Annotated in this window: 11 protein-coding genes and 1 pseudogene; 5 read left to right on the forward strand and 7 right to left on the reverse strand. The window is 73.0% G+C overall.

Annotation, left to right across the window (positions count from 1 at the left end; all coding sequences use genetic code 11):
* Positions 1–48: 48 nt before the first annotated feature.
* Positions 49–918, reverse strand: coding sequence for an RNA polymerase sigma-70 factor (locus CP977_RS05225; protein ID WP_260321859.1), 870 nt, complete (start codon positions 916–918; stop codon positions 49–51).
* A 305-nt stretch (positions 919–1223) separates the two neighbouring features.
* On the opposite strand from CP977_RS05225, the gene CP977_RS05230 reads away from it, so the two are divergent.
* Positions 1224–2057: an alpha/beta fold hydrolase gene (locus CP977_RS05230; RefSeq protein WP_152369698.1), complete on the forward strand. Its 834-nt coding sequence runs from the start codon at positions 1224–1226 to the stop codon at positions 2055–2057.
* Between the two features lie 93 nt (positions 2058–2150).
* On the opposite strand, the pseudogene CP977_RS05235 reads toward CP977_RS05230, so the two are convergent.
* A pseudogene (locus CP977_RS05235) lies at positions 2151–2996 on the reverse strand (EamA family transporter); the annotation flags it as partial.
* Positions 2997–3116: 120 nt separating this feature from the next.
* On the opposite strand from CP977_RS05235, the gene rpmB reads away from it, so the two are divergent.
* Both rpmB and rpsN read left to right on the forward strand, forming a co-directional pair.
* The gene (gene rpmB / locus CP977_RS05240) at positions 3117–3353 is read left to right on the forward strand and encodes a 50S ribosomal protein L28 (protein ID WP_062758039.1); all 237 of its coding nucleotides are present in this window, start codon (positions 3117–3119) and stop codon (positions 3351–3353) included.
* On the forward strand, positions 3353–3658 hold the full coding sequence (gene rpsN, locus CP977_RS05245; RefSeq protein ID WP_062758042.1) for a 30S ribosomal protein S14: 306 nt from the start codon (positions 3353–3355) through the stop codon (positions 3656–3658). Before rpmB ends, rpsN begins: the two co-directional genes overlap by 1 nt.
* 104 nt (positions 3659–3762) lie before the next feature.
* Here rpsN and aztD read toward each other — a convergent pair whose 3' ends face one another.
* Genes aztD through aztB form a run of 4 tightly spaced genes read right to left on the reverse strand, consistent with a single transcriptional unit; the run spans position 3763 to position 8061 of the window.
* Complete coding sequence (gene aztD / locus CP977_RS05250) at positions 3763–4995, reverse strand: zinc metallochaperone AztD (protein ID WP_152369699.1); 1233 nt, start codon at positions 4993–4995, stop codon at positions 3763–3765.
* The gene (gene aztC / locus CP977_RS05255; RefSeq protein ID WP_152369700.1) at positions 4992–5984 is read right to left on the reverse strand and encodes a zinc ABC transporter substrate-binding protein AztC; all 993 of its coding nucleotides are present in this window, start codon (positions 5982–5984) and stop codon (positions 4992–4994) included. Before aztC ends, aztD begins: the two co-directional genes overlap by 4 nt.
* Positions 5981–7186: a hypothetical protein gene (locus CP977_RS05260; RefSeq protein WP_372460738.1), complete on the reverse strand. Its 1206-nt coding sequence runs from the start codon at positions 7184–7186 to the stop codon at positions 5981–5983. The genes aztC and CP977_RS05260 overlap by 4 nt, the downstream gene beginning before the upstream one ends.
* Positions 7183–8061: a zinc ABC transporter permease AztB gene (gene aztB / locus CP977_RS05265; RefSeq protein ID WP_152369701.1), complete on the reverse strand. Its 879-nt coding sequence runs from the start codon at positions 8059–8061 to the stop codon at positions 7183–7185. Before aztB ends, CP977_RS05260 begins: the two co-directional genes overlap by 4 nt.
* Positions 8062–8111: 50 nt before the next feature.
* Here aztB and aztA point away from each other — a divergent pair, with 50 nt between their 5' ends.
* Positions 8112–8873: a zinc ABC transporter ATP-binding protein AztA gene (gene aztA / locus CP977_RS05270; RefSeq protein ID WP_229991535.1), complete on the forward strand. Its 762-nt coding sequence runs from the start codon at positions 8112–8114 to the stop codon at positions 8871–8873.
* 40 nt (positions 8874–8913) lie between these two features.
* On the opposite strand, the gene CP977_RS05275 is transcribed toward aztA, so the two are convergent.
* Positions 8914–10107, reverse strand: coding sequence for a YncE family protein (locus CP977_RS05275; protein ID WP_152369703.1), 1194 nt, complete (start codon positions 10105–10107; stop codon positions 8914–8916).
* 87 nt (positions 10108–10194) lie between these two features.
* Here CP977_RS05275 and CP977_RS05280 point away from each other — a divergent pair, with 87 nt between their 5' ends.
* On the forward strand, positions 10195–11178 hold the full coding sequence (locus CP977_RS05280) for an ABC transporter substrate-binding protein (protein WP_183953354.1): 984 nt from the start codon (positions 10195–10197) through the stop codon (positions 11176–11178).
* The last annotated feature ends 63 nt before the right edge of the window (positions 11179–11241 follow it).

Raw genomic sequence — 11241 nt, forward strand, 5'->3', positions numbered from 1 at the left:
CGGCGCACTCCGGCGCGGTGGAAGGCCCCTCCTCGTCCCCCGGGGAGGTCAGGCGTCCTTCAGACCGTGGAACTTGTCGGGGTTCCGGATGATGTGGACCGTCTGGACGCGTCCGTCCCTGACCTCGATCTGGATGACCGTGTCGGGGCGCCCGCCCACGAACGCGACCAGGGCCGGGGCGCCGTTGAGCTCGACGATCCGGCGCTCGTACCGGAAGTTCTCGTCCCCGGCGACGGCGTGGAGGAAGCGGCCGACCTTGTCGGCGGTCTCGATGACCCGCAGCGGCGCCTTGGCCCTGCCGCCGCTGTCGCCGACGAGGCGCACGTCCGGGGCGAGCAGGGCGAGCAGTTCGCCGAGGTCGCCGCCGGCCGCCGCGGCGAGGAAGCGGTCGGTGAGGTCGCGGCGCTCGGCCGGGTCCACGTCGTAGCGCGGCCTGCCCTCGTCCACGTGGCGCCGGGCGCGCCCGGCGAGCTGGCGCACGGCCGCCTCCGAGCGGTCCAGGGCGGCGGCGATCTCCCCGTACGGGAAGCCGAAGGCCTCGCGCAGCACGAAGACGGCCCGCTCCAGGGGCGAGAGGGATTCGAGGACGACGAGGACGGCGAGCGAGACGGAGTCGGCGAGCAGGGCGCGCTCGGCGGTGTCGGGGGCGGCCGGGCCGAAGTCGGTGACGACGGGCTCGGGCAGCCAGGGGCCCACGTAGGTCTCGCGACGCGTGTGGGCGAGCCGGAGCCGGTCGATGGCGAGGCGGGTGGTGATCCGTACGAGGAAGGCGCGGGGCTCGCGGACGGCGGCCCGGTCCTCGGCGGTCCAGCGCAGCCAGGCCTCCTGGACGACGTCCTCGGCGTCGGCGGCGCGCCCGAGCATCCGGTAGGCGACGCCGAGGAGCATCGGACGGTGCTCCTCGAAGAGTTCGGTCAGGGGGTCGACCGGAGAGCCGTCGGCGGTGGGGCCGGTGGGGTCGGCAGGGACGGAGCCGGTGGGACCGTCGGCGGCAGGGCCGGTGGGGCCTGTAGTGCCGTCGGTGGCGGGGCCGGTGGCGGCAGTGGCGGTGGGGTCGGTGACAGCGGGGCCGGTGGGGTCGATGGGGATGTCGGTGGGCACTCGTCCATCCCAGCCCACCTCCTCCGGCCTGTCCAGTTCGGGCCGGGCCCTTGAACTCCGGGCTACCGACCGGTAATTGTTACTGACGGGTCGTCTAAGAGGTGTCACGACAGGGAGTCCGCATGCCCGCACGGATCACGTTCACGATCGAGACTCCCCGGGGTCCCCGGACGACGTCCCTGACGTACGAGCGGAGGGGCGCGGGCGAGCCGCTGCTGCTCCTGCACGGCATCGGGCACCACTGGCAGGCCTGGGAGCCCGTCCTCGACGTCCTGGCCGCCGAGCGGGACGTGATCGCCGTCGACCTGCCCGGCTTCGGCGCCTCCGACGCGCTGCCGGAGGGCGCCCCGTACGGCCTGCCCACCGTCGTCCCCGTCCTCGGCGCCTTCTGCGACGCCCTCGGCGTGGAGCGTCCGCACGTGGCCGGGAACTCGCTCGGCGGGCTGCTCGCGCTGGAACTCGGCCGGGAGAAGCTGGCGCGCTCGGTCACCGTCCTCTCCCCCGCCGGCTTCTGGACGGAGGCCGAGCGCCGGTACGCCTTCGGGACGCTGCGGGCCATGCGCGGCGCGGCCCTGTCGCTGCCCGTGCCGGTGATCGAGCGGCTCTCCCGTACGCCCGCCGGGCGCACCGCCCTCACCAGCACCATCTACGCCCGGCCCGCGCGGCGCTCACCCGAGGCGGTCGTCGCCGAGACGCTCGCGCTGCGCGGCGCGACCGGCTTCCACCAGACCCTGGCGGCGGGCCGGACCGTGCTCTTCCGCGACGACTTCTCCTCCTCGGTGCCTGTCACCGTCGCCTGGGGCACCCGCGACCGGCTGCTCCTGCGCCGTCAGGGCGTCCGCGCGAAGCACGTCCTGCCCGGCGCGCGCCTGGTCCGGCTGCCCGGCTGCGGCCACGTGCCCATGAACGACGACCCGGCCCTCGTCGCGCGCGTGCTCCTGGACGGCAGCCGCTGAGGCCGCTTTCGTACGGGTGAACAGGCCGGTGCCCAGGGCGGCGCCGGCCCCCACGAGCAGGCTGCCCGCCACCTGCGGGAGGCCGAAGGCCGCGCCCGCGACCAGGGCGGCGCTCAGCGCGGCGGCAACCGGGATCGCCCCGGTGAAGAGGGTGGCCCGCTCCACGCCGATCCGCTGGACGCCCATGTAGAAGAGGACGAAGCCGACGACCGTGGCCAGGACCGCCTGCCACGCGAGCGCCCCCGCCTCCGTCCCCGTCGGCATCCGGACGAAACCGGTGCCGTCCACGAGCAGGCCGAGGAGCGCCGCCTCGGCCGTACCGATCCCGCAGACGGCGGCGGTGAGCAGCTTCGGGCCGAGGATCCGCAGCACCGGGACGGCGAGGACCGTGAACCCCACCTCGCCGGCGAGCGCCGCCAGCGACCAGCCGATCCCGGCCGCGTCAGTGCGCCCCCAGCCCTGCACGGTGAAGGCGCCGGCGGTGACGAGCAGCGCCCCGTACAGCACGGCGCGGGCCGGCCTGCGGCCCTCGGCCAGCGGGACCAGGACGGCGACGACGACCGGCGCGCAGCCCACCAGGACGCCCGGGACGGCCGGTTCGGCGGTCCGCTCGGCGGCCAGGACGGCGAGGTTGAAGCCGACCATGCCGACGGCCGCGAGGGCGGCGAGCCGCAGCCAGTGGCGGGCGGTCAGGAGCCGGAGCGGGGCGAGCCCGCCGCGGCCGAGCAGCGGGAGCAGGAGGAGGCAGGCGGCCCCGTACCGGATCGCCTGGCCGCCCGCGTACGGATAGGCGCCGAGCAGGCTGTTGGCGGTGAAGGATGCGCCGACGAGGGCGTAGGCGAGGGTCACGAGCAGGACCCCGCGCAGGGAGTTCGCGTTCATGGTTCCGACGCTAGGGATCCGCGCGGTCCTGGTTGAGGTCCACTTCCACGACGTCATCGGGGACCACTTCGGGGAGCGGCGGGCCGTGGGCGGTGGGCGGTGGGCGGTGCGGCTAGTATATGGACATGATTTCCATTACCAATATGTAGTGGACGCAGAGAGAGGCAGGTAAGACCCATGTCCGCCCACTGCCAACTGACCGGCGCCAGGCCGGGATTCGGCAACACGATCTCCCACTCGCACCGGCGCAGCTCGCGCCGCTTCGACCCGAACATCCAGCGCAAGCGCTACTGGCTGCCCAGCGAGGGGCGCCACGTCCGCCTCACCCTGAGCGCCAGGGCGATCAAGACGGTGGACGTGATCGGCGTCGAGGCGGCCGTGGTCCGGATCCGGGCGCGGGGAGGGAAGGTCTGATGGCGAAGAAGAGCAAGATCGCGCGCAACGAGCACCGCAAGGAGGTCGTCGAGCGGTACGCCGCCCGGCGGGCCGAGCTCAAGGAGATCGTCCGCCGCCCCTCCAGCACCCCGGCCGAACGGGAGGCCGCGCAGGCCGAACTGCGCCGCCAGCCGCGCGACGCCAGCGCCACCCGCGTACGCAACCGCGACGGCGTCGACGGGCGCCCCCGCGGCCACCTGCGCAAGTTCGGCCTCTCCCGGGTGCGCGTACGACAGCAGGCGCACGCCGGCTTCCTGCCCGGAGTGACCAAGTCCTCCTGGTGACCGGTTCCTTCGGCCCTTGGGGCAGGAGCCCGAGCCCTGTGGTTCGTCCGTACGCGCGACTGTGCCCGCACCCCCCCGGGGGGTGCGGGCACAGTCGGTGCGGGTCAGTGCTTGACGCCGCTGATCTCGTTGGGCGTCGCGGGCAGGGCGGCGGAGGCGAGTGCCTTGCCGGTCTCGACGTCGACGGCGTGGATCTTCTTGGTCGCGGGGTCGGTGACGTAGGCGGTGTGGTCGCGGACGAAGAGGGCGGGGCGCGGCTGCTGCCAGTCCAGGGGCTCCTGCCAGGCGCCGATGACCGGGATCGTCCTGGTGACCTTGCCCGCTTCGGGGTCGATCACGTGGATCCCGCCGTCGGTGCCCAGGACGAGGCCTTCGCCGTGCGGGCCGCGCGCCAGGGAGCGGAAGGTGTAGCTGGTGCCGAGGTCGAGCAGACGCAACTTTCCGGTGGTGGTGTCGATCAGCGAGACCTGCCGGGGGCGTTCGAGTTCGGCGTCCTTGTCCTTCTTGAAGTCGCCCAGGACGATCGGGGACAGGTCGGATCCGGCCTGGTTGCCGATCCGGCCGTAGGCCGTGGGGCTCTTCACCTTGGTGAAGGTGCCGCCCTCGGCCCCGCCCTTGGCGCCGTCCTTGTAGATGAGGACTCCGTCCTCGCAGCCGACGACCACGACATCGCCCTCGCCCTTGGCGGTGGCCTCTCCGTGGACGCCGGGGCACTGCTCGTTGCGGGCGATCTCCTTGCGGTCCTTGTCGAGGACGACCAGGCCGGTGCGCTTCTCCTCGGTGCCCAGGGTGCTGACCAGCCGGCCGTTCTTCAGCTCGACGGCGACGCCGTGGTGGGGACTGGCGGAGGTGTACGTGGTGGTGGCGGGCCTGCCCCCGGCGAGGTCGTGGGGGCCGAAGGAGGTGACCTGTCCGGTGCCGTCGGTGAACAGGACGGTCCTGTCCGCGTGCCGTACGACGTGGCCGGGCTTGGGGCCCTTGAACTCCATGTCGGTGAGCCGTCGGCCGACGGCGTCCAGGACGCGGAAGCCGTCGGCGGTGGAGAGCATGACGTGGCGGTCGTCGCCGGCGGGGTTGACGCGGTTGAAGCCGGCCAGGGGTATGTCCTCGGCGACCTCGAGACTCTGGCCGTCCAGGACGTAGAGGCCGCCCTCGTAGGTGGCGACGAGCGGGTCGGTGACCGGCTTCGCCGAGGTACCGGGCTTGCTCTGGTTCTCCTTGGCCGCGGGCTTGTCGGTGGTGCCGGTGGTGTCGGTGCCGCAGGCGGTCAGGGCGAGGGAGGTGGCGATCAGGAGGGTGATGCCTGCCGCGGCGCGCGAGCGCGTCGTGGTGGTCATGGGGTCTTCCTTTCGGTGCCCGCCGTGGGGCGGGCGGTGGGGGTGGGTGCGCCGAGGCCGTCGGCTATGGCCGTGGTGTTGGCGCGCATCATTTCGAGGTAGGTGGCGGCGCCCCCGCCCCGTTCCGTCAGGGATTCGGAGAACAGGGGCAGGACGCGTACGTCCACGTGGCTTTCGCGTTGGAGGGCTTGGGCGAGCCGGTCGGGCTGGGAGGAGTCGGCGAAGATCGCCGGTACCTTCGCCTTCTCGATCGCCGTGGCCAGGGACTTGAGGTCGGAGGCGCTGGGTGAGGCGAGGGTGGTGCCGCTGGGGATGACGGCCCCTATGACGCGGAAGCCGAAGCGCTGGGCGAGGTAGCCGAAGACGTGGTGGTTGGTCACCAGGTTGCGCTTGTTCGGTGGCATCGCGGCGAAGCGGTTCTCCATCCAGGCCGTGAGGTCGGCGAGTCGGGTGTCGTAGCGGGTGGCGTTGGCCCGGATGACGGCGGCGTCGACTCCGTCGACGTGCTCGATCAGTCGGTCGGTGATGAGGCGGACCGCGGTGCGTACGCGGGTGGGGTCGGTCCAGAAGTGCGGGTCGGGCCGGCCTGCCATGTCGTCCGAGGCGTAGGTGAGGGGGTCGACGCCCTCGCCCACGGCGAGCGCGGCCACACCGCTCTCCCGCGCCGCTTCCACGTGGCGCAGGACGTTCTCCTCCAGGCCCAGGCCGTTGTGGACGATCAGGTCGGCCTGTTCGATCTTCGCCGCCTGGGGTGCGGAGATGCCGAAGGAATGGGGGTCGGCGCCGGGTCCCATCAGGACGGTGACCTCGGCCTGGTCTCCGACGATCTCCCGGGTGATGTCACCGAGGATGTTGGTGGTGACCACCACGCCGGGACGCTGCGCACCGGTGGGGGTGCAGGCCGTGAGCCCCAGGAGCACCGCGCCGATCAGGGCGAGGACGGCGGCGAGAGCGGTGGAACGGTGGCGGTGGTGAACGGGGGTCGTCATCGTCCGGTCTCCACCATGTGCGACGGGGTGAAGTCGAGGGAGAAGGTGCGGGCGCGGCGCAGCCGGTCGTTGAAGTCGATCTCGTACACCTTGCGTCCGGCCGGGTCGTTGACGTAGGCGCGGCTGGTGTCCACCTCGATGACCGGTGCCGGACCGCGGGAGGCCGGCGGCAGCAGCGGCGTACGAACCGTGCGCTTGCCGGTGGCCGGGTCGTGGGCGCTCAGGTGTCCGTCGGCGCCGAGGGCGAGCAGCGGGGTTCCCTCTCCGGCCGTGTTCACGGCGACGACCGGGCCGGTCTCGATCCGCTTCCACCTCAGCCCGGTGACGTCGAGGATCCAGACCGCGTTCCGCCCGGCCCGGGCGGCGAGGGTCGTGCTCCCGGCCCGGTGACGGAAGTCGACAGCCCGCTCGGCCGGCGCCACGGACGTGCCGTAGGGGATCTTCCGCGCGGTGAACGCACCACTGTTCTCGCTGATGAGCAGGGCGCCGTCGGCGCAGCCCAGCACCGCGCCGCGGCGGGTGAGCGCCGTGCCGCGCGGTTCGGGGCAGGTCTCGTCCGGCGAGGAGACCGGCTTGCCGTCGCGGTCGCGGATCTCGACGCGGTCGTGGGCGGCGCCGGTGCCGGGTACGACCAGGTGCTCCCCGTAGGGGATCACGGGCGCAGTGGCGTCGGGCAGGGCCCTGCCCGCGCCGGGGCGGGCGTCCTCCAGCGCCTCGCGGTCGAACAGGCGGACCGAGCCGTCACCGAAGGACAGGGCGGTGACGGCGGGGTCGGAGTGGGCACGGACCGGGCCGGGCCCCTCGGCCCGGCCCGCGCGGCGGATCTTCGCGCGGTAGTAGTGCACGTGGTCGCCGTGGTCCACCGTCCAGGCGCCGCTGTCGACGATCTCGGTGCCGGTGCCGGTGGCGAGGTAGGCGAAGCGGCCGTCGGTGGTGACGTCCGTGACGGGGCCGACCGCTCCGAGGGTGGCGGTGTCGCCGGTGACCAGGTCCAGGACGCGCACCGTGCCGGTGGCGGCGTCGGCCATGACCAGGCGGGACTGCTGTTCGGCGGCCTCCTGCGCGCCTTCGACATAGCCGTGCGGGACCGCTTCCTTCCCCTGGTCCCCGGCCGGTTCCGGCTCGTCGCCGCCGGCGCATCCCGAGGCGAGCAGGCAGGCGGTGAGGATCATCGCGGTGGAGGTCTTCCTGAGGTCGGTCACGAGGGCACCTTGTCCGTGCGCGGTCCGGGCCGCGCGATGAGGGTGGAGGCGCGCCGGGAACGGCCGCCCCGGCATCCGGCGGCGAGATGGGAGAGGAGGAACTGCAGGACCGCGACGGCCGAGACGGTCGCCCCGGCCGCGGTGCCCGCGTACCAGGACACCAGCAGTCCCAGGAACACCGCGGCGGAGCCGAGGACCGCCGCGCCGGCCATGATCACGGGGATGCGGCGTGCCCACGGCAGCACCGTCGCCGGGGGCGCGATGAGCAGGCCGAAGACGAGCAGGGTGCCCACGATGTGGAAGGAGGTGACGATCGCGAGCGTCAGCAGGCCGAGGAGGGCGACGTGGGCCGCCTTCGGCCGCAGACCCAGCGTGTGGGCCTTGCGCTCGTCGAACGCCAGGGCGACGAAGGGCCGGTAGCCCAGGACCGAGACCGTCAGGGCCAGGGCGAGGGCGATCCCGAGCAGGACGAGGTCGTCCTGGCGTACGGCGAGCACGTCGCCGAACAGGAACCCGGTCAGGTCCACCGCGAAGGACTGCGAGCGGGAGACGACGATCACCCCCAGCGACAGCATGCCGACGAAGAGCAGTCCGATGCTGGTGTCCTGGGAGAGCCGGGGCGATCTGCCGACCACCGTGACGCCCGCGGCCATGACGACCGCGCTCACCGCCGCTCCGGCCAGCAGGTTGCCTCCCAGCAGGGAGGCCAGGGCGATACCGGGCAGCATCCCGTGCGACATCGCGTCGCCGAGGAACGCCATCCCCCGCAGGACCACCCACGTACCGGCGAGGGCGCAGATCAGCGCCACCAGGACGCCGCCCCACAGGGCCCGCTGCACAAAGCCCACCTCGAAGGGGGCCACCAACCATTCCATGGAGCGGGACCCTATAATGAAAATGATTATCAATACAAAGGAGGTGTGCCGTGGCGGATCCACACCCGGCATCGCAGGTGTCACTCAAGGGCGTGTCGGCGGGCTACGCCCGTACCACCGTCCTGACCCAACTCGACCTGGAAACACCGTCTTTGGTGGTCACTGCGGTGATGGGGCCGAACGGTTCGGGCAAGTCGACCCTGCTGGGCCTTCTGGCCGGAGTGATTCCGGCGACATCCGGCACGGTGGTCCACCGCACGGCCGTGCGGCCGGCCTTCGTGACGCAGCGCAGCGCGGTGGCCGACGTCCTGCCGCTCACGGTGCGGGAGACGGTGGCCATGGGGCGGTGGGGCCGGCTCGGTTTCTTCCGGCGCCCTTCCGCGCGGGACCGCGAGGCGGTGGAGACGAGCATGGAGCGCCTGGACGTCGCCGGTCTCGCGGAACGGCAGTTGGGCGAGCTGTCGGGAGGTCAGCGCCAGCGCGTCCTGGTCGCGCAGGGCCTGGCCCAGGGGGCCGACCTCCTGCTGCTGGACGAACCGGCCAGTGCCCTCGACGGCGCGGCCCGCGAGACGATCGCGCGGGTCCTGGACGAGGTGACGGGCGAAGGAGTCACGGTCGTCCAGGCCACGCACGACCTCGCGGCGGCCCGCCGGGCGGGTCACTGCCTGCTGCTGGACGCAGGTCGCGTCGTCGCGGCGGGCCCTCCCGCCGACGTACTGCCGGACGCCGGTCGCGTCGTCGCTCCGCGCCCTCCCGCCGACGTACCGGAGGGCGCGGAGCGGGAGCGTCGGGCGCGGGCCTCGGGCGCGTGAGCTCTTCGCCGGGTCGCCCGGGAGAGCGCCGCCGGAGGCGTCAGCGGCCCAGGGGGTCGCCGCCGGCGCCGTCGTTCCGGCCGAGCAGCGTCGCGTGGCCGCCGTGGTGCAGCGGCGTGTCCAGCCGTACGCGGGCCGTCTCGTGGCCCGTCCGCGCGTCGACGAGGTGCACTTCGCCGTGGCCGCCGCGCGTGACGGCCAGCCAGTGGTCGCCCGGTGAGGCGGCCACCGCGCGGCGCTGGACCCCCTCCCAGGGGGTGCCGCCGCGCTTCGGCGCGCCGGCCATGGCCGGGAGGGGCACGCGGCGAAGGGTGCCGTCGGAGCCCAGGAGCACCAGCTCGTCACCGTCGGGATGGATGCGGGTGAAGGCGGTGTGGTCGCGGGCGAAGGCGAGCCGGAACACCAGGCCGGGGCCGAGGTCGGTGAGGAGCGTACGGCCGGTCTCCAGGTCGTGGCACCAGGCCTGGTTGGTCCAGTCCGACCAGCGCAGCGGGTCCGGGTCGCCGCCGCGCAAGGTGCTCCAGAGGGCCCGCCGGCGCGTGTCGAGGCGGAGGTACCAGCCCCGGGCCTGCGACTCCCACGGGATCACCTCCTCGGCCACGAGTCCGTCGCCCTTCCTCCGCGCCGTGTGCACTCCCGTACCCGTCGCCGCGAACACCCGTCCCGGGCCGGGGTCCTGGGCGTCGCCGTGCCCGTCGTCCGGCAGGGGCAGCAGCGCGTGCGGCACGGCCACCGGGCAGCCGGGGCGCGCCGCGAGGAGGTCCGCGAACCGGTGGACGGCCAGTGCGCCGGGTTCCCGGTGCCGCAGCACCACGAGCGGGTCGCCGCCGCCCAGTACCGTCACGCCCGGTTCGCCGACGCGCGTGCGCACCCGGGCGGCCTCCCCGGCGGTCAGGTCGACGACCGTCAGCAGGTCCGACCACGGTTCGCCGTTCTTGCCCAGGCCGGTGGTCACGGCCAGCCGGCGGCCGGTCGGGTCGCAGGCGAGGTGCTCGGCCGGGACGGCGACCGGAACCGCGAGCTCCACGAGTTCGTCGCCGAAGGGGTCGAGGACCAGGAGCTCTCCCCGGCGATCGTCGACGCAGGCCACCCGGCCTCCCGGCAGCGCCAAGAAGCCCGCGTGCTCAGAGAGGTGACGTCCCGTCAGGCGTTTCGTGACCGTGCCGTCCGGCACGGTCAGCACGTACACGGCTCCGTCCACGTGGTCGGAGACGAGAAGTACGGATGCGGGCATGCGGTCCTCCCCTGACCTGTCTTTTGAAAACGATTATCATGTATGTTCGCTGCGTTCCAGGTTTCCGAGCGAGAAGCGAGGGCGTCGATGCTGCGCGCACCGTCGAGATTCGTCCGTAGTTGGCTCACCGCAACGGTGGTCGGTTCCGTCCTGGTCGGTTGCGGTTCACCGTCCGGCGAACCCGCGGGCGACAAGGCCGGGTCCGCACCGAGGACCGAGGGCCCCGTCACCGTCGAACCCATCCGGGCGGCAACCGAGTTGACCGACGTGAACGGATTCGAGATCGCCCTGAAGAAGCGACCGGAGCGGATCGTCTGCCTGTTCGCGCTCTGCGACGACATCCTGACCGAACTCGGCATCGTGCCGACGGCCACCAACAGCGGACTGCTCGCCCACCCCGGCTTCCTGGGCAAGGAGAAGGCCGGAAAGGTCGCCGTCGTTCCGGGCGGCTTCATCGCTCCCGAGGTGGAGGCGATCCTCTCCCACAAGCCGGACCTCGTGATCGGCCTGGGCGACACCCACGGCAAGCTGGCCCCCGCGCTCAAGGGCGTCACCGCGTTCTGGCCCATGCAGCCCGAGACGTGGGAGGACAGCGTCGGCTACCTGCGCGACACCGCCGCCCTCACCGGCCGCACCGCCGAGGGGGAGAAGGCCGAGAAGGCCTTCCGGACCAAGCTCGCCGAGGCCCGGAGGACCCCCAGCGACAAGACCGCCCTCGTCGTCTACGGAAGCGACGAGAACTTCGGCGTCGCGACGCCCGAGGGCGACGTGGCCGCCAGCCTGTTCCCCGGGATCGCCGACTACCCGTGGAAGTCCCGTGGCGTGGAGGGAAGTTACAGTCTGGAGGAGATCCTCGTCCAGGACGTCGACGTGCTGTTCGTCGAGACGATGAGCTTCGGCGACGCGGACGGCAAGCTGTCGGAGAAGCTGGCGAAGAACCCCCTCTGGAGCAAGATCCCGGCGGTCCGGAACGGTGACGTCCACGAGGTGGACCCGGAGGTGTGGGCCAAGGGACGCGGCACCCGCTCGCTGGGCATCGTCCTCGACGAGGCCACGGCCGCGCTGCGGTGAGGAAGCCCTTCTCGGAGCCCGCCGCGACGGGCCGTAGGACGGACCGCGCGCCGGGCCTCGCAA

The organism is Streptomyces cinereoruber, from assembly GCF_009299385.1.
Taxonomy (GTDB): domain Bacteria; phylum Actinomycetota; class Actinomycetes; order Streptomycetales; family Streptomycetaceae; genus Streptomyces; species Streptomyces bikiniensis.